General features: G+C 41.8%; 15 protein-coding genes. 6 read left to right on the forward strand and 9 right to left on the reverse strand.

From position 1 onward, the window contains the following. Nucleotides 1–141: 141 nt before the first annotated feature. On the forward strand, nt 142–1,617 hold the full coding sequence (locus CK503_RS12180) for a histidine kinase dimerization/phosphoacceptor domain -containing protein (protein WP_095607096.1): 1,476 nt from the start codon (nt 142–144) through the stop codon (nt 1,615–1,617). 22 nt (nt 1,618–1,639) lie between these two features. Here CK503_RS12180 and CK503_RS12185 read toward each other — a convergent pair whose 3' ends face one another. Both CK503_RS12185 and CK503_RS12190 read right to left on the reverse strand, forming a co-directional pair. Then, on the reverse strand, nt 1,640–2,773 hold the full coding sequence (locus CK503_RS12185; RefSeq protein ID WP_095607097.1) for an adenylate/guanylate cyclase domain-containing protein: 1,134 nt from the start codon (nt 2,771–2,773) through the stop codon (nt 1,640–1,642). Nucleotides 2,774–2,883: 110 nt separating this feature from the next. Continuing rightward, nucleotides 2,884–3,456, reverse strand: a complete 573-nt coding sequence (locus tag CK503_RS12190; RefSeq protein WP_095607098.1) for a hypothetical protein — start codon at nt 3,454–3,456, stop codon at nt 2,884–2,886. 103 nt (nt 3,457–3,559) lie between these two features. On the opposite strand from CK503_RS12190, the gene CK503_RS12195 reads away from it, so the two are divergent. The 4 genes from CK503_RS12195 to CK503_RS12210 all read left to right on the forward strand — a co-directional run bounded on the left by CK503_RS12195 (nt 3,560) and on the right by CK503_RS12210 (nt 7,229). Beyond that, the gene (locus tag CK503_RS12195) at nt 3,560–4,852 is read left to right on the forward strand and encodes an MFS transporter (protein WP_095607099.1); all 1,293 of its coding nucleotides are present in this window, start codon (nt 3,560–3,562) and stop codon (nt 4,850–4,852) included. A 129-nt stretch (nt 4,853–4,981) separates the two neighbouring features. Continuing rightward, nucleotides 4,982–5,158, forward strand: a complete 177-nt coding sequence (locus tag CK503_RS12200; protein ID WP_095607100.1) for a histone H1 — start codon at nt 4,982–4,984, stop codon at nt 5,156–5,158. 90 nt (nt 5,159–5,248) lie between these two features. Beyond that, the gene (locus tag CK503_RS12205) at nt 5,249–5,740 is read left to right on the forward strand and encodes a PH domain-containing protein (protein ID WP_095607131.1); all 492 of its coding nucleotides are present in this window, start codon (nt 5,249–5,251) and stop codon (nt 5,738–5,740) included. Further along, a complete protein-coding gene (locus tag CK503_RS12210) occupies nt 5,733–7,229 on the forward strand; it encodes a PH domain-containing protein (RefSeq protein ID WP_095607101.1) in 1,497 nt (498 codons plus the stop codon). Before CK503_RS12205 ends, CK503_RS12210 begins: the two co-directional genes overlap by 8 nt. On the opposite strand, the gene CK503_RS12215 is transcribed toward CK503_RS12210, so the two are convergent. The 3 genes from CK503_RS12215 to CK503_RS12225 all read right to left on the reverse strand — a co-directional run bounded on the left by CK503_RS12215 (nt 7,219) and on the right by CK503_RS12225 (nt 9,130). Next, nucleotides 7,219–7,692 (reverse strand): hypothetical protein, encoded by a 474-nt coding sequence (locus CK503_RS12215; protein WP_095607102.1) that lies wholly within the window; start codon nt 7,690–7,692, stop codon nt 7,219–7,221. The two genes, CK503_RS12210 and CK503_RS12215, sit on opposite strands and share 11 nt — an antisense overlap. A 147-nt stretch (nt 7,693–7,839) precedes the next feature. Further along, nucleotides 7,840–8,229 carry a response regulator gene (locus tag CK503_RS12220; RefSeq protein WP_095607103.1) on the reverse strand — a complete coding sequence of 130 codons (390 nt, stop codon included), beginning with the start codon at nt 8,227–8,229 and terminating at the stop codon, nt 7,840–7,842. A 61-nt stretch (nt 8,230–8,290) separates the two neighbouring features. After that, a complete protein-coding gene (locus CK503_RS12225; protein WP_095607104.1) occupies nt 8,291–9,130 on the reverse strand; it encodes a ZIP family metal transporter in 840 nt (279 codons plus the stop codon). Between the two features lie 311 nt (nt 9,131–9,441). Here CK503_RS12225 and gcvP point away from each other — a divergent pair, with 311 nt between their 5' ends. Next, the gene (gene gcvP, locus CK503_RS12230; RefSeq protein ID WP_095607105.1) at nt 9,442–12,357 is read left to right on the forward strand and encodes an aminomethyl-transferring glycine dehydrogenase; all 2,916 of its coding nucleotides are present in this window, start codon (nt 9,442–9,444) and stop codon (nt 12,355–12,357) included. 201 nt (nt 12,358–12,558) lie between these two features. On the opposite strand, the gene CK503_RS12235 is transcribed toward gcvP, so the two are convergent. The 4 genes from CK503_RS12235 to CK503_RS12250 form a co-directional block, all read right to left on the reverse strand. Then, complete coding sequence (locus CK503_RS12235; RefSeq protein ID WP_095607106.1) at nt 12,559–13,017, reverse strand: OsmC family protein; 459 nt, start codon at nt 13,015–13,017, stop codon at nt 12,559–12,561. 63 nt (nt 13,018–13,080) lie between these two features. Further along, a complete protein-coding gene (locus tag CK503_RS12240; RefSeq protein ID WP_095607107.1) occupies nt 13,081–13,638 on the reverse strand; it encodes a DinB family protein in 558 nt (185 codons plus the stop codon). A gap of 119 nt (nt 13,639–13,757) precedes the next feature. Next, complete coding sequence (locus CK503_RS12245; RefSeq protein ID WP_176466308.1) at nt 13,758–15,857, reverse strand: M16 family metallopeptidase; 2,100 nt, start codon at nt 15,855–15,857, stop codon at nt 13,758–13,760. 43 nt (nt 15,858–15,900) lie between these two features. Beyond that, nucleotides 15,901–17,436, reverse strand: coding sequence for a M16 family metallopeptidase (locus CK503_RS12250; RefSeq protein ID WP_095607109.1), 1,536 nt, complete (start codon nt 17,434–17,436; stop codon nt 15,901–15,903). Nucleotides 17,437–17,755 lie beyond the last annotated feature (319 nt).

Raw genomic sequence — 17,755 nt, forward strand, 5'->3', positions numbered from 1 at the left:
AAAATGTAACAGCAGGGAGGATGAAAAAAGTCCGATGGTGTGAAAATATTATTGATGTTTCTATTTTTAATAGATGTCCAACTTTTGTAGAATGGACAACTTGTTATCAGCTTTAGGAAATATTACTATCAATAATCGGCTATGAAAAAATCAGGTTGGCAAAATCCACCTCCAGGCAGAGGTTTATGCGTGGTATTCTTTTTGTTTCTATTTTTATCTCCAATAGAATACTGTTTTGGGCAGGTATCCAAAGACTCTCTTTGGTCATTCTCTAAAATAAGAACGGATACGAATGCTGATAATGAGCTCGATTATCTCGGGGAAGAAGTAACAATAACTGGAATTGCCAATATTAGTACCGGACTCTTCCACGAGCATTACTTGCAGGCATCTATTCAAAATGACTCGGCAGGGATGTCTATTTTTGCAATGGAGATTGATAATCCTTTTCAATCCGGTGATAGCTTAGTAGTAAAAGGGAAAATTCAGCGCTATAATGGCCTGTCAGAAGTTAGTGTGGATTCCTATCGGGTAGTTAACAATAACTCAAAAGAGCCGGCTCCCAAATCTCTAAACAAGGCTATGGCCAATCCATCAAAATATTTGGGCATGTTGGTCGAAGGGGAGGGGAGTATTATTGAAAAAGGAAGTACCTTCAATGGAAAATATCTGAGGATATCATCAGGAGAGTTAGCAAGTGGGACTATCATGGTGTACGTATCCAATTTTCATTATTTATTCGATCAATTCAATTTTGACGTCCTTAGTACAGGAGATAAAATATCGGTCAAAGGCATTATCTCTGAGAATAATCCCAAATTCCCGGAAGAGCGAACTTATCAGCTTCTCTTGCGAACACCTGAAGATTTGAAGTATGCGGACTTTCCCAAATATTACATGTTCTTGATTATTGGGGGATTGGTACTCGTGACAGCAATTGTCGTAGGTTGGGTTCTGGTACTTCGTAAACGGGTAGATAGTAAGACCGGTGAAATTCAGGAATCTCTTAAAGAGAAAGAGATCTTACTACAAGAGATTCATCATCGTGTAAAAAATAGTTTGGCTATTGTGTCGGGACTCATTGAGCTCCAGTTGGATAGCACCGATAGTGATGAGGCAAAAAATGTTCTTCAGGATAGTCAAACACGGATTCGGTCGATGGCTTTGATTCACGAGAAGTTGTATCAGACCAAATCACTCTCGGATATTGCTTTGGATACTTATATCAGAGAGTTGGTCGAAGCCATTCACGGGACCTTTACAGAATATGATGATACGGTTGACCTAAAGTTTAAACTGGATGAGATAGAGCTGGATATTGACCGGGTAATACCCTGCGGACTCTTAATAAATGAACTTGTAGTAAATGCATTTAAACATGCATTTAAAAAGGATAAAAAAGGAGTATTAGAAGTCGGGCTTTTTAAAGAGAACGGAAATATCAGACTAAGTGTAGCAGATAATGGACCCGGGCTCCCCGATGGTTTTGATCTTAGCAGCGAAGATAATTTAGGATCATTGCTTATTGATACTTTCGCAGCCCAACTTAATGCAGAAATAGATATTAAAAATGCAGGTGAGGGGGCTAAATTTACATTTGTGTTTTCCAAGAATTGATAAAGAGAGGGGGGGGATCGCTTTACTGAATATTACTTTTTGAGTTCATAGGAAAAACATTGCCGGGATTTGGTCCAAATACTTCGCAATATTTAATGACTTCCGTTTTCTCGGAAAGCGTCGTCTCTTTAAGTTCTGATGTTTGGAAAGAATCCTTAACAAGATTATGGGTCCGTTCACTTATAATTATTGAGTTTGGCTTGTTCTTGCTAATCTTTTCCAAGCGCGAAGCCGTATTTACCGTATTTCCAATAACGGTATATTCCATAAAATCATCAGTACCAACATTCCCAACAATAACCTCCCCGCTATTAATGCCAATACCGATACTTATTTCAGATCCCAATTTTTCACTGTACTTTATGTTGATGCGATCCAGCAGGCCAACCATGTCAAGTGCAGCAGAAACCGCATTTTTATGGTTATTGAGGTGAGATACCGGAGCACCAAAAACGGCTAATAATCCATCTCCGATATATTTATTAATCGATCCCTTATTTTCTTTGATAGCGATGGAAAGTACATCCCAGTAGTCATTTAAAAATTGAACGACCTCTGAGGGAGGCAGCTCACTGGTCATTTTAGTAAAGTCCCTCATATCGGCAAATAGTACTGAAACCACCCGAGATTCTCCGGGTTTCATTATATCTTCCTTTTTTGTTTTTAAGGCCTGTGATACTACTTCACCGGGGACGTATTTCTTAAATAAATCGAGAATATCTTGTTGCTCTTCTTCATATGAGGATATCCTTTCTGACAGTTTTTTATTCTCAAAATGGGCCTTGTGAATTTGCAAGGCATTATCAATAGCCATTTGGAGGTCCACGTTCGTAAAAGGTTCAGAAATAAACCTAAAAATAAGTCCCGTTTTATAAGCACGTTCCAGAGAGTTCGTATCCTCTGATCTACTTATAATAATATTGGTCAAGTTCGAGAACTCATGAGAAATACTTTCGCAGAATTGTAACCCACTCATTTCCGGCATCATCTGTTCTACTGTCACTACATGGATATCGTAGGCAGAAAGAGTGCGATGGGCTTCCTGAATTGAGGATGCTGTAAACACATTATACGACTCAACATAGGCCTGCCGGAACCGGTTTAAAACCTGTTGGTCATCAGAAATAAATAATATGTTTCCGTTGTTTTGATACATATAGCCTGTGGACGGTAAATATATACGTATCAACTAATATAGCTAAAGGGGCTTATTTTCCCAATTCTCGAAATATATGGTTGTTAGAAGGTTTTGAAGGGTATAGATGGTTATTCATTCATCAAGTCAAGCAAATAATTGGTTTGTTGTTGCTCAACTTCTTGGATGGTCGATTTTGATGCTTCTGCTTTCACTTCTTTTAGAGCCACATCATTAAGGTCATCTTCCTTGTCCTTCATTTCAGCCCAAAGCCGATGAAAGCGAGCAGCCTGTATAGCACCTTCTAAAGGGTCGGGATTGATACATTCTCGGGCGGCAAGATAAGCGGGGGCATTTTTATTTCCCTGCATCATTCCTGTAGTGTCAGTAGCAATAGCAGTTCCTTCGGTTTCTTGGTATAGCTCTCGTAGTTCTTTCTCTTCGGTTTCTTCCTGTACAGCTTTTTCAGCAAGATCAAGTATTTTTTTCTGTATAGGTTTAAGTTCATCATTTATTTGACGGGCACACCATACGGCAAATCTTCGAAGCAGAATGGGGTTATTCTCCTCATGCAGATACTTAAGCAGTGATGTAACCTGATCATCCTCTTCTTGAATACGATTCCCGGTCTCACTGTCAATTACAATAATTTTGTGGTGTTCGGTATCGTAGATATAAATAAGATCTTGCCTTTTGTCTTTCATAAATGAATTGTTTCTCACGTTTGTGATTCAGTTTACAATAACAAATTGCATTTCCCAACTATTCCATCCATAATATGGCAGAATTTGAAACATAGTTATTCAGATGTCTCAACAAAAAAAAGATCAGACGCGCTCCCTGTTTTCTTGGGCACTTTATGATTGGGCGAACAGTGCATTTTTTACGGTTATACAAACCTTTGTTTTTGCCACTTACTTTATGCAGTCGGTGGTTCAAGACGAAACGCTGGGTAGTACCTTGTGGGGAAATACTATTGGAGCTGCGGGCGTATTAATTGCTCTTTCTGCTCCTTTTGTTGGAGCCATTGCTGATCAGATGGGACGCAGAAAACCGTGGATAGCTTGGTTTTCACTGCTTTGCATTTTGGCTACTGCCGGGCTTTGGTTCGTAGAACCATCGCAAGATTTTGTGATATTAGGATTGGTATTGGTCTTTATCGGAACGGTTGGTTCTGAGTTTGCCATCATCTTTTATAATGCTATGTTGCCTGATTTAGCCTCGAAAGAACGTATGGGACGCTGGTCGGGTTGGGCATGGGGCCTTGGGTATGCCGGCGGACTTGCCTGTCTTGTCGTGGCACTTTTTGTGTTTGTAGATGTGGAAACCCCTCCCTTTGGATTAGATAAAGAAATGGCCGAACACGTGCGTGCTACCTTTTTAATGGTCTCAGTTTGGTATGCACTATTTTCGCTTCCACTATTTGGGTTTACCAATGATCGGCCAAGGACAGGTATTGCACTAAAAAAGGCCGTTAAGTCTGGGTGGCAGCAGCTCAAAACATCCATAGCCAATGTACGCAAGTACAAATATATCGTCCGCTTTCTGATTGCGCGAATGATTTTTATTGATGCGCTTGCCACCGTTTTTGCATTTGGAGGTATCTACGCTGCGGGAACGTTTGATTTCAGCGAACGCGAAGTATTGATATTTGGCATCGGGTTGAACGTAACCGCCGGGCTGGGAGCGGTCTTGTTTGCTTGGCTGGATGATAAACTGGGAAGCCGCACAACAATGTTGTATTCATTGGTAGGACTTATTGTGACAACCACCGGTGTTTTGATTGTGACAGACTTAACTTGGTTCTGGGTGTTTGGGCTGGTGTTAGGAATATTTGTGGGACCTGTGCAGGCTGCCAGTCGAACATATATGGCTCGTGTGTCTCCACCTGATTTAGAGAACCAAATGTTTGGATTAATGGCGCTTTCGGGCAAGGTGACCTCTTTTGCGGGACCATTGTTAGTGGGTTGGCTCACCTATTTTGCTGATAGTCAGCGTATTGGGATGAGTGTAATTGTAGTGTTATTTGTGATTGGATTTATCGTACTTTACTTCGTGCCTGATGCCGAAGATGCACGTCCAAATGAACCAATCACATAATTTTAAAATTAATCAGTGTTTTTAATCCGTAAAATGCTAACTTAAGCCCGTATTTTATAGGATGGTAACATCCGGGATGGAGAAAAACTCCATTTACCAGTTATTCAACTAATTTAATCGAGAAATAATATGAGCCGATTTGAAGAAATTACAAATATCATTACAGGAATTGAAGATGATATGACAAAATTTTATGAGAAAGGAAATAAAGCTGCCGGTACCCGTGCACGTAAAGGGTTGCAGGGTTTGAAAAAGCTTGCTCAAGAAGTACGTCTTGAAATTCAGGATATTAAGAACAACGGATAATTTTTTCCTATCTTACTTTGAAAAGCCACGTAATAGTGGCTTTTTTTATATACGCTTTTTTCGTTGCAATTTTTTGAAGGATCAAATCTCATGCGATCATCACCAAAAAATAAATTATCACATGACGCCATTAAAGCATGGCGGGTTTCGTTATCAATATTTATTTCATTTTTAGTTCTCGGTTTATTTTTTCTATGGGGATATAAATTACTATCACCCGAAGCTGGTTTTTTCTCTACCTGGACTCTCATAGCAATATCTGTAATACTTATAGTTATTACGGGTCTTGGTATATTTTTTATCCCCGAGATTCGCTGGCGACGATGGTTCTACGAAGTTGATGAACATGAGGTTGACCTGCAAAGCGGCATTTTTATTATTACCCGTACGTTAGTACCTATCAAAAGAGTGCAGCATGTAGATACTCGTCAGGGACCTATTCTCCGATCCTATAATTTAGCGGATGTAACTATATCTACCGCAGCAACCACACACCGTATCCCGGCGTTGAACGAAGAAGTTGCGGATCAGGTGCGTGATCAAATTTCTAAATTTGCTCGATTGGCTGAAGAAGATGTTTGAATTACAACGACAACATCCCGCCGCTGCACTGGCTAACGCCTTTGATATAATCCGGGCGAACTTTATTACTATACTGATACTTGTTTTCGTGGGAAGTGGCGGACGGGAGGCTAACTTTACACTTTACTGGATTATCGGCGCATTTTTATTTTTGCTTATTTGGGGTGTTATTTCATGGTATCGATTTGAATTCAGCGTAGAGGAGGGGGAACTTCGAATTGAGCAGGGAGTGTTCGTGCGCAAAAAATTATATCTTACTTCTGATCGTATTCAGGTAATTGATATATCTGCGGGAGTAGTGCAGCGATTATTCGGCCTGGTAGCTGTAGAAGTAAAAACAGCAGGTAGCAGTTCAAAGGAGGCAAAAATTAGTGCTATTACCCGGGTAAAAGCGGAAAAGTTAAAAACCTTACTCCGAAAGAAAACTGAAAAGACTGAAGAATCGCAGGAAGCTGAACCGATCGCCCAGCGGAAAGTTTATGCACTGGATACCAGAGATCTGCTTATCGCAGCATCAACCTCAGGGCGATTTGGGGTGGCCCTGTCGGTAGTCGGGGTAGCTTTTTCTCAGGTTGAACAGCTTATTTCTGAGGAGCAGATAATTCATTTTGTAGAAAAGGTTATTCCTCAGAGTACCAATGCCACGATGATTGCCATGTCAATTTTTGCAGTTATTGCAATAGCATGGCTGTTTTCATTTGCCGGAACCATCATAAAATACTACGATTTTGTTGTGGAAGTTCGTGAGGATGAATTGCTCATAAGTCGCGGTCTATTTGAACGCACACAGCTTACGATCCCTTTTAATCGTATTCAGGCGGTGCAAATTAAGGAAGAACTATTACGTCAGCCACTGGGATATGCATCTTTAGTTATTGAAAGTGCAGGTTATGGAGAAAGCGAAGGCAATTCTACAACATTGTTCCCCTTATTGGCCAAGCCACAAATTTACACCTTTGTAGATGAAGTTATTCCCGACTACAACACGGAGATATCAGAAAAGAATGATGTGCCCTCAGTAGCTTTGCGCCGCTATCTGTTTCGAATGCTTTGGATATCATTACCCGTTATTTTAGTTGTGTGGAGCACCATACCTTATGGCGTTTACAGTTGGTTTTTGCTGATTCCTGCATTACTCTTGGGATACCAACAGTACAGGGATGCTGAGATAGCCAGAGGAGAAGATACGTTGATTCTGGCTTTTCGATTATTGAGTAAAACTACTGCCATGGTCAAGAAATACCGAATGCAGTCGTGCCAGGTGCAACAGAACCCCTTTCAAAAAAGATTAAGTTTAGCCAATTTAACGGTACATGTTGCCAGTGGGAATCAAGGTCGTGCTTTTACGGTCAGAGATATTGATATCTCGAAAGCTATGGATTATCGCGCATGGTTAGCCAATGGCAAAGGTGGTGGTAGTTATATATCTCATGAAGATAATAGTGAACCGGCAAATGAGACTTTTGATGATCAGGATGCTAACCAGTAAGCCACCAATGATAAATCGACAGTGTACAGACGCCAAAAATGATATGGATACCTAAAATCCAGTAGGGCATAAGCGTGCCCCATTCCCGACCTAAAATACCCGGACTGTTAATAGGTTTATCTTCCCCGATATAGGGATGGGTATCCGCAATTATTCCGATCATGGCGCCGACAAAGATCCCGTGACCAAATCCCCAAAGAATACCAGCCGGCCAATTGGGCGTTACCACCATGGCGGTAAGTAGGACCACGTATAATACACCCCATCCGGCACCAATGAGCAGATGCAGTAATATACCAACCACATATACTTTTGTTTTATTTTGTATATCAACGAATTGCGTTCCGATGAGATAGGGGATGTCAAGATCTTGCCCAAATAGTTTCAGCAGGTAGATCAGCAAGGTTAAGATTAATGCACCTATAAAACCTGAAATTGCAGCGATTAAGAGATTAACTTCCATAACTCCTCCTGTTTTTAAGATAAGAAGTGACAGCTGCGAATAATTTTAATGCAACACTGTTAATTCTGCTATAACAATGTTAATACTCTTTTGTTAAATAGCAATAAGGAGCGATAAATCCGTTTTAGAGAGGGGTATTGCCTTTCATTAAGAAATCTGTTCGGCAAAAGCTTTACTGATAGATTTCTTCAGATGGCTCATTTGAATCGGTTTTACCAGGTAGTCTACGTAATCAGTCTTTTTCGCTCGCTCAAGACTATACTGGTCGGAGTTTCCGGTGATGTAAATTACAAGAACATCCGATTTTTCACGAATTTTCTGCATTGCCGTAATGCCATCAATATTATCTTTGAGCTGTATGTCCATCAGGATAAGATCGGGCTCAAGCTCAAAAGCAGAGTCAATAGCATCCTGCCCAGCAATAACTTTTTTGACCACCTCGTGCCCGAGTTTCTTGATCATTCGTTCCAGCACCATTGAAATGATCATATCATCTTCAACGATGAGAACCTTTTTATCTGTTACTGAATCTCCCATTATTTCGTTGCCTGATCCCAACTTATTTTAAGTTGTAAGTAATAAAATAAATTTTTGGGACTTAACCTAAGGCAACGTCTAATATCATCATTACACTAAAACCAATCATTGTGCCAAGGGTAGCTAAGTCGGTATTACCGTGGAGCTGAGATTCCGGGATGAGTTCTTCGACAACCACATAAATCATAGCTCCGGCGGCAAAAGCAAGGGCATAGGGTAAGAGTGGTTGAACCATAAGCACCGCCGCGGCGCCAATAACTGCTGATATGGGTTCTACAATACCTGAAAGTTGGCCATACCAAAAGCTTTTACCAGCTGATAACCCTTCACGGCGCAAAGGCATAGAAACTGCTGTTCCCTCCGGAAAGTTTTGAATGCCAATACCAATGGCCAGTGTTATTGCACCCATTACGGTAGCACCTCCGGCTGCTTCTATGCCGGAAGCCGCAGCTCCAAATAGAACGCCAATAGCAAGTCCCTCTGGAATGTTATGCAGGGTAATGGCAAGTACTAAGAGTGTTGCCCGGCGCCATGATGTGGGCACTCCTTCTGCTTCTTCTATCGGTAATCCGATATGCAGGTGGGGCAGGTAGGCGTCGCAAATTCGCAGAAAAATTCCGCCCGTTAGAAATCCAATAACCGCCGGAAGCCACTCGATCATACCTTGCGCACCGGCCATATCGATAGATGGAACCAGTAATGACCAAAAGCTGGCAGCAATCATTACCCCGGCCGCAAAACCCATCATTGCATCGAGCATCTTGTAATTTACAGATTTGGTAAAGAATACAAGCGCTGCTCCCAAGGCTGTTAATCCATAGGTAAAAAGTCCGCCAAATAAACTTTGCATGATGGGATTTAGTCCCAAAAAGACCTCTTTAATAGCAGTTGGATCAAACATGTAGTGTGTTTTTCTTTTAATGTTAAGCCTAAAAGTATTTAAATTATAAGTATTATTAAAAATAAAAGTTAGGCGAGGCTAATAATTTAAATATTGGAGTTTTTCTTTTCTAATTAGACGTTTTTTGGGAAGCCTTATAAGACAATTAAAAACACGGCGATTAGCTGTTAATTTTTATCAGTTTTGCTTAGTTTCCTGCACTTCTATTGCATATTTATTATCACATTAAAAATGTAGTTAGAAGTATTATTGAAACTTGCAAACGGCAGTAACTCCATTTCGAGAAAAATCCAATTCTAAAATTGCGCTAAATGAGTATCAATTTCGATAAAGAACGTTTTATGCACCGCCATAATGGCCCCGATGAAAAACAGGAAAGTGAAATGCTTTCTGCCATTGATGCTTCTTCCATTGATGAACTTATTGATCAAACCATCCCGAAAGGTATTCGATTACAAGATCAGATTGATCTCGATGAGCCGATGAGCGAATATCGATTTTTGGAGGAGTTTCGAAAGCTTGCCAATAAAAATGAGATTTTTGACTCGTACATTGGTATGGGATATCACGATACCCTGACCCCCAATGTGATTCTGCGCAATGTACTTGAAAACCCCGGCTGGTATACAGCTTATACTCCTTATCAGGCCGAGATCGCGCAGGGACGGCTCGAAGCACTTATTAATTTTCAGACAATGGTATCGGATTTGACCGGAAGAGAATTAGCCAATGCTTCATTGTTAGATGAGGGGACATCGGCTGCTGAAGCAATGTCGATGCTCTATTCCATGCGGCGCGGTGCCAAGCGCAAAAAAGCGCACAAGTTTTTTGTTTCGGAATTGTGTCATCCACAGACGATAGATGTTATAGAGGGGCGTGCGGAGCCACTTGATATTGAAGTAGTCGTGGGTGATCATCATGACCTTGATGTAACAGATGAAGAACTTTTTGGAATGTTGTTGCAGTATCCGGCTACGGATGGGACCGTTGAAGACTATTCGGATTTAATTGCTGCATGCGAAGAAAATAACGTGCAATCGGTAGTGGCGGCTGATTTGTTGAGCCTTACCTTATTGACCCCACCCGGTGAAATGGGAGCAGATGTCGTTGTTGGATCAACGCAGCGTTTTGGGGTACCCATGGGATACGGTGGACCGCATGCCGCATATTTTGCAACACGGGAAAAATACAAGCGCAAGATTCCCGGACGTATTATTGGTGTTACGCAGGATACCGAAGAGAATCCTGTTTACAGGATGGCGCTGCAAACGCGGGAGCAGCATATCCGCCGCGAAAAGGCGACATCCAACATTTGTACGGCACAGGTGTTGCTTGCCGTAATTGCCGGTTTTTATGCTGTGTATCATGGCCCCAAAGGCTTGCGACGCATCGCTGAACGAATTCATGGACTGGCAAAGGTGATGGATAAAGGGCTTGAAAAGCTTGGCTTTGAAGTAGCAAACGATCTCTATTTTGATACGCTTAAGGTGAAACTTGAAGATGATAATCAGAAAGAAAAGCTCCGCCAGAAAGCGCTTAATCACAAATTAAATCTGCGCTATTTCGACGAACCGGCAGTCGGTATCGCTTTTGATGAAGTGAAGGACTTAGATCATGTTGAGGAACTGCTCGCAATTTTTGCATCCCTGAATGATAAGGGAGATAAGGTAAACGTAGCCGAGTTATCGAAATCTGTTGAGATTGATTATCCGGAAGGATTAACTCGGACGTCTGACTATTTAGAGCACCCGGTATTCAACCTGTATCACTCCGAGCACGAGATGCTCCGTTATTTGAAGAAGTTGGAAAATAAGGATCTTTCGTTGGTCCACTCCATGATTTCGCTGGGCTCATGTACGATGAAGCTCAATGCCACGTCGGAGATGATTCCGCTTACGTGGCCGGAGTTTGGGAAATTGCATCCTTTTGCACCTCAGGGGCAAGCCGAAGGGTATCACGAGTTGTTTGATAAGTTGGAACACCAGCTTGCCGCTATTACTGGGTTTCCGGCCGTTTCTCTGCAGCCTAACTCGGGTGCGCAGGGGGAGTTTTCCGGATTGATGACCATTCGTGCTTATCATAAACACCATGGAGAGGAGCATCGCAATGTAACAATAGTACCTGATTCTGCCCATGGTACCAACCCTGCCAGCGCGGTGATGGCGGGTATGGATGTGGTGGTAACAAAATGTGATGAGCATGGTAATATCGATCTTGATGATTTGCGCGAAAAAGTGGAGGCTAACAAAGAGAATTTGGCTGCCCTGATGGTTACCTATCCGTCAACGCATGGTGTATTTGAAGAGGATATCAAAGAAATTTGTCAGGTAATTCACGATAACGGCGGGTTGGTATATATGGATGGAGCCAACATGAATGCCCAGGTTGGGCTTACAAGTCCCGCCGAAATTGGTGCAGACGTTTGTCACTTGAATCTGCATAAGACCTTTTGCATTCCTCATGGTGGCGGTGGGCCGGGAATGGGGCCTATTGCAGCAACAAAAGACCTTGCACCGTTTTTACCCGGAAATCCTGTGAAAGATACCGGAGGTGAGCATGCTATAAAAAGTATTTCGGCGGCGCCTTGGGGTAGTGCAAGTATTTTGTCTATTTCATATGCCTATATCAAAATGATGGGGGCCGAAGGGTTGACCAAAGTTTCGGAAACGGCAATCCTTAATGCGAATTACTTGAAGGAACAGTTAAAAGATCACTATCCTATTTTATACACTGGCAAAAATGGGCGTACTGCTCATGAATTTATCGTAGATATTCGCCCCTTTAAGCAATCGGCCGGTATAGAGTCGATAGATGTGGCCAAGCGTCTTATGGATTACGGTTTCCATGCGCCTACGATGTCATTCCCTGTGCCGGGTACGTTGATGGTTGAACCGACCGAAAGCGAAACGAAAGAAGAGCTCGATCGTTTTTGCGAGGCTATGATTTCTATTCGTGAAGAAATAAAAGAGATCGAGGAGGGCAATGCTGATCCGGAAAATAATGTACTTAAGCATGCGCCTCATACTATGCGCGTGGCAATGGCCGAGGATTGGGATCAACCTTATAGTCGCGAAAAGGCTATATTTCCGCTCGACTATTTACGATTCAATAAATTCTGGCCGGCTGTAAGTCGGGTGGATGATGCCTACGGCGATCGCAACTTGATGTGTAATTGTGTGCCTATTGATGCATATAGCGAAGGACAGGAGCCGACCGCTGTGGACTAACCTTTTTACTGTTGCTTCTTTTCATTGATTTTACCCACGGATGAATCCGTGGGCTAAGTCTTTCCTAAAAAAGCTCACTTAAGTGAGCTTCAGGTTTCTGTTATTTAGCCTGATGATTCATCTTCAGGCTATGGCTTATGGCAACCCATACCATGTTTGTCTCAATCCAAAACAGTTCATCTTTAGTTTAAGATGATTAGACTATTTCTTGGTAATTGAACTTTCTAACTGTATATCACCCATCAAGGTCCGGTGCACGGGACATTTTTGAGAGATATCCAGAATTTTATCGAGCTGTTCATCGGTAATATCGCCTTCCACAATGACTTCTTTTTCGATGACATCAATTCGACTTTTAGGATCCTCACAGTTTTGGCAATCCTCATCGTGACGTTTGTTGTGGCGTAACTCCATGTAGATGTCCTCAACATTTTCCCAGCCTTTGTGCTGTACGTACATTTTTATAGTCATTACTGTGCAGGAGCCCAGTGACATTAAAAGGTAATCATAGGGATCGGGTCCTTCATCTTTTCCACCATCCACAGATTTGGGTTCATCGCCCAAAAATTCATGTTTACCGGCCGTAAGGGTAGTGGTATAGGTTTCTTCTTGGGGGAGGTGTGCATGTACAATTTTTTTCTTATCAGAATTTTTAGCCATGATATAACGATATTTTTCAAATTAAGATCAATTGATGAGTTGGGTCGGATGGAACTTACAAAATCAGTCGTTGCCATTTTTGACAATGGTTATTCCATACTTGTCTCCTAAGATATTCAAGTGATGTTTTTCATGTCCCGCAATGATAAAAGCTATTGCTCGTACCGAAACGGACACGCCATTAGCAGTTCCTTTTTGTAACATTTGCTCTTTAGAGAAACTGTTAAACATACTGATGTTAGCATTTCGCAGGGCATCATATTCTATAGATAAACTTTGCAGGCTTCGTTTATCAAAGTTGGCCCGTTCTACATAGGATTCATGATCATATCCCGGTAGTGCTGTTTGTTCCCCGCGGCTGATGCACAAAGCCCGGTAAGCCATAATGCGCTCGGTATCTACCAGGTGACCAATAATTTCTTTGACGCTCCACTTATCGTCTGCATAACGATGGTTTGCCTCATCACCAGTGAGCTGCTGAATAAGGGCATAAACTTTTTGTCCTTGTTGAATGAGCGATTGAATTACGTTCGGTTCGTCAACAAGATTGACATATCCTTCATAGAAATCTCCGTACTCGTCGGGTTCAGGTCTGTTGTCTTCCCAATTTAAAAGTGCCATTTGGCTTGATTTATTTTAACTCTTGTTCTTTTGTAAAAGTACTCCTGAATAAACATTAATGTAAAATAAAAAAGGCCGGATTGCTCCGGCCTTTTAGAATCAATATGTGAGACTTCGTGCTATTTATTTACTTCGTGGCTTTTGTACACAGCCTCAGCAGATTTATTCCCATTAACTATGGTTTCTTGCAGATATGGATATGCAACACCGTCGACCACCTTCCAGTCAGAATGGTGATTCTCTACGGTAACCTGTTCCCCCATCTGTGGATTAAATTGTTTGTAACGGATGACATCCGGATAATGGGTTTCAGGATCCAATAGAAGTTCAATGTTTGAGCCATCCACTGTTACGTTAATTTTTTCATAACTCGTTCCATCGACTTCTTCAGAGCCCAGGTATTGCGGATTTACACTATCTGCATTTAGGGCGATTGAGAGAAAACTTCTATTAAGGGTACTTTTAAGATTTTTGGCCATTTGTGGAGGGAGTGGGCGTTCCTGGCCGCCGGCGATCATTTTGCCAGATCCATCCTCATAGTTTATTTTAATTTCACCCATGGGGCCTTTAATTGTTTGGTTAATGGCATCGGGATAATTGATAGTTGAGGTCATGGGCATTTTTTGGCCTTGCATATTCATTTCACCGGTAAGTGAAATGCTGCTAAGTTCTGTATCGCCATCAATAACAGCATCTGTCATTTTTGAAAGCCATTCTTTACCTTTTTCAGTATCGCCCTCAACCATCTGCTCCTCACCGCTGCCGGGTTCGGGAATGCTGATATCGATCTCGTTAACTTCGCCGTACTTTTCAAGCTGATCGCCGATTTCTTCTTTATTACCAACCACAAGAATTTGAATATTATCGGGATTCAAGTATTCTTGGGCTACCGCCTGTACATCTTCGACAGTGGTAGCCTTGACGCCTTGGATATATTCTTCAAAAGCATCAGCCGGCAGTCCACGATATTCATTAGACATACGCTCGTTAAGTACTTCTTCGTAGCTGTCATACTCAAATACCGCAGAATTGAGAATCTGATCCTTTACATCTTGTAGCTCTTGCTCAGTGATAGGTTCTTTCTGCAGGTGTTCAATTTGTTCTATGATGGCATCAATTGCTTCGGCAGTAGTGGAGCTTTTCGTCATTACTCCAGCATAAAACATCCCAGGGTAAAAGCTGTTCATCCCATATTGACCGAATACCGAATAAGCCAGTCCCATTTCGGTACGGACGACCTGCATCAGTCGGCCTGAAAATCCACCGCTAAGTACACGATTCATAACCTGTACTTTGGCATAATCGGGATTGTCACGCATTCCGCCAAGGTGCCCAAGCATCACGAAGCTTTGATTTACATCTGATTTTTCAATAAAGTTGATAGAGCTTTGCGGCTCGTAGTCAACTTCGGGAAACTCCAATTGGGTTTCATCTCCGGCAGGAAGCTCACCAAAGCTATTACGCAGTTTTTGTTTCATCTCCTCTGTATCGAAATCACCAACGATACCAACCATCATGTTATCGGCAGAAAAATGCTTTTCGTGAAAGTCGACTAAATCTTCCCGCGTAATATTGTTGATGGTTGAATATTCTGTGTTGCGACCGTAAGGTGAATCTTCGCCATAGATAATTTTTTGGAATTCACGGACTCCAATCTGTTGCGAATTATCATTCCGGCGCGAAATAGAAGACTTCTGCTGTTTTTTAGCCAGTTCAATTTTATCTTCGGGAAATGCCGGATTGGTCAGGATATCAATATATACCGGAAGAAGATCATCAAAATCCTCTTTTAAAACATCCATGCTGGCATTACCGCTGGTAAAACCAATACCAGTTTCGATACTGGCTGCCCTGTTTTCAAGCATGGTATTAAGTGAGTCAGCCGGATATGTTTCCGTTCCGCCAGATCGCATAACCGTGCCGGTAATAGAAGCGAGACCTGTTTTTTCGTTGGAATTAAGAACACCTCCGGTACGAACGCGGGTGCTTACATTTATCAAGGGCAGTTCTTTATCCTGAACCAAGTAGAAGGTAATACCATTTTCAGTAGTAAAAGTTTCTACCTCAGGTTTCTGGAAGTCATTCAGTTCCGGGAAGTCCATATTTTCATATGGATTCGTTGAAGTATTTTTAGACTGCTGCGAATCGGCTACTTGTTCGGTTTGTGAACAGGCGAACGCAAAAACAGCCATAAGTAAAAATAAGCTTAACCTCTTCATAATAGTTGAATTATGGTTGTTCAAAATTTTTGAAAATGATGAGTTAGTTATTCGCATCGGCAACCTCCTCGGATGAACTATCTTCTTCGGTGACGATAGCTCCAACCGTTCGATTATCTTTGGTAAGATATTTATTGGCGACGCGCTGGATATCATCAACCGTTACTTTGTTTAGTTCTTCGATATCCGTAAACACTTTTCGCCAGTCGCCCCGCAAGTTTTCGGCGGAAGCCAGTGAAGAAGCCAATCCGGAGTTGGAATCAAGGCTACGAATTAAATCTGCACGCGCATTAGTTCGGGCTCGGTCAAGGGCTTCTTGGGAGACCCCCTCATTTTTGATTTCTTCAATTTCCTCAAGAATGGAGGTTTCCATGGTATCTACTCCAACATTTTGGTTGGGAATAGCCAACGTGGCAAACAGGGTTTCATACTTTTGGCCGGGATATCCGTTAAAAGCGCTAACCTGCATTGCTGTTTGCTCTTCTTCCACCATCCGCTTGTAAAGAATAGAAGTACGTCCACCGGAAAGAATACTGCCCAACAGTTGCAGTGCTTTAGAATCAGGATGATCTTGTGCAACGGTATGATATCCCATAATGAAAAATGGCTGCGATTGACCTTGAATAGTAAATCGTCGTTCTCCGCGTTGCTCCGGCTCCTTTGTATAAACGGGAGGAGGTTCGGGGCCTTTTTTCATATCCCCAAAATATTTTTCAGCCAGCTTCTTGGCTTCTTGGGGATCTACATCACCTGCAATCGCAAACGTAATGTTATTGGGTACATAGTAGGTGTTGTAGAATTCACGAGCGTCTTTCATGGTAGTGGCCGTAATATCGGAATGCCAACCTACGGTTGGGCGTCCATAAGGATGAGCGGTAAAGGCAACAGCTGCAAATTCTTCAATTAGACGTCCGATAGGTTGCGATTCGGAACGCATGCGCCGTTCTTCACGGACAACTTCCTTTTCTTTGTAAAACTCACGAAAGACCGGGTTTTTGAATCGATCAGATTCTAAGCTAAACCACAGTTCCAAACGATTTTCGGGTAGACTATAGAAATAGTTTGTACGATCTTGGTTAGTGGTGGCGTTCATGCCGGTACCGCCATTGCGGTCAATGATTTGAGAGAATTCATTATTAACCACATACTGTCCCGCTTCTTCCTGAAGTTTTTCAAACTGACTCCAAAGCGTATCCATTTTGGCGGAATCGGGCTGAGTGCTATGTTTTTCAGCCAGCCATTCTTGATAGGTATTATCAAGTTCTTTGAGCACTTTCTTTTCTTCTTTCCAATTGCTGGTTCCTACAGTGTGGGTCCCCTTAAAGGCCATATGCTCAAAAATATGAGCCATCCCGGTATGTCCCACGGGTTCGTTTGCTCCACCTACATTTACATAAGTAGCAAAACTGACCACCGGTGCAACCGGGCGCTCAATAATGATAAAGGTTAAACCATTATCGAGGGTAAATTCTGTTACTTTATCTTCGAATTCGTCTAACGATTGTGCCTGGGTGGTCTGGGTAAATGAGACAACGAACAATAGTAATCCCAAAATCCAGGTACTGTGTTTTACTTTCATATGTACTCCAATTTATGATTGATAGTTTATGATTAATGTATAGTGGAAGAGTTGATCCCTAAATGTTTTGCGAATGAATAGCTTATTGTTTTTAACAAAATCAGATGTTTTCAATTAATGTAGATTACAGAAAGAATTGATGAAGGTGTTCTTCTGTATCTATTTTACTTTTCAAGTAGAATAAATTACACAACTTGAGTATTAAAGAAAGGCAAAAAGGGAGTTTGTTACGATATTAAATTATTTTAATATCATGTTTTGGAGGTTATTGGTTTTTCATTTGTAATGTTGATTCAAAAATGCTTTTTACATTTTATTA

Source organism: Fodinibius salipaludis (assembly GCF_002287075.1).
Lineage (GTDB): Bacteria > Bacteroidota > Rhodothermia > Balneolales > Balneolaceae > Fodinibius > Fodinibius salipaludis.

Coding starts and splice junctions, on each gene's coding strand:
- CK503_RS12180 (WP_095607096.1), top strand. CDS start 142: ATGAAAAAATCAGGTTGGCAAAATCCACCTCCAGGCAGAGGTTTATGC.
- CK503_RS12185 (WP_095607097.1), bottom strand. CDS start 2,773: ATGTATCAAAACAACGGAAACATATTATTTATTTCTGATGACCAACAG.
- CK503_RS12190 (WP_095607098.1), bottom strand. CDS start 3,456: ATGAAAGACAAAAGGCAAGATCTTATTTATATCTACGATACCGAACAC.
- CK503_RS12195 (WP_095607099.1), top strand. CDS start 3,560: ATGTCTCAACAAAAAAAAGATCAGACGCGCTCCCTGTTTTCTTGGGCA.
- CK503_RS12200 (WP_095607100.1), top strand. CDS start 4,982: ATGAGCCGATTTGAAGAAATTACAAATATCATTACAGGAATTGAAGAT.
- CK503_RS12205 (WP_095607131.1), top strand. CDS start 5,249: ATGCGATCATCACCAAAAAATAAATTATCACATGACGCCATTAAAGCA.
- CK503_RS12210 (WP_095607101.1), top strand. CDS start 5,733: ATGTTTGAATTACAACGACAACATCCCGCCGCTGCACTGGCTAACGCC.
- CK503_RS12215 (WP_095607102.1), bottom strand. CDS start 7,692: ATGGAAGTTAATCTCTTAATCGCTGCAATTTCAGGTTTTATAGGTGCA.
- CK503_RS12220 (WP_095607103.1), bottom strand. CDS start 8,229: ATGGGAGATTCAGTAACAGATAAAAAGGTTCTCATCGTTGAAGATGAT.
- CK503_RS12225 (WP_095607104.1), bottom strand. CDS start 9,130: ATGTTTGATCCAACTGCTATTAAAGAGGTCTTTTTGGGACTAAATCCC.
- gcvP (WP_095607105.1), top strand. CDS start 9,442: ATGAGTATCAATTTCGATAAAGAACGTTTTATGCACCGCCATAATGGC.
- CK503_RS12235 (WP_095607106.1), bottom strand. CDS start 13,017: ATGGCTAAAAATTCTGATAAGAAAAAAATTGTACATGCACACCTCCCC.
- CK503_RS12240 (WP_095607107.1), bottom strand. CDS start 13,638: ATGGCACTTTTAAATTGGGAAGACAACAGACCTGAACCCGACGAGTAC.
- CK503_RS12245 (WP_176466308.1), bottom strand. CDS start 15,857: ATGAAGAGGTTAAGCTTATTTTTACTTATGGCTGTTTTTGCGTTCGCC.
- CK503_RS12250 (WP_095607109.1), bottom strand. CDS start 17,436: ATGAAAGTAAAACACAGTACCTGGATTTTGGGATTACTATTGTTCGTT.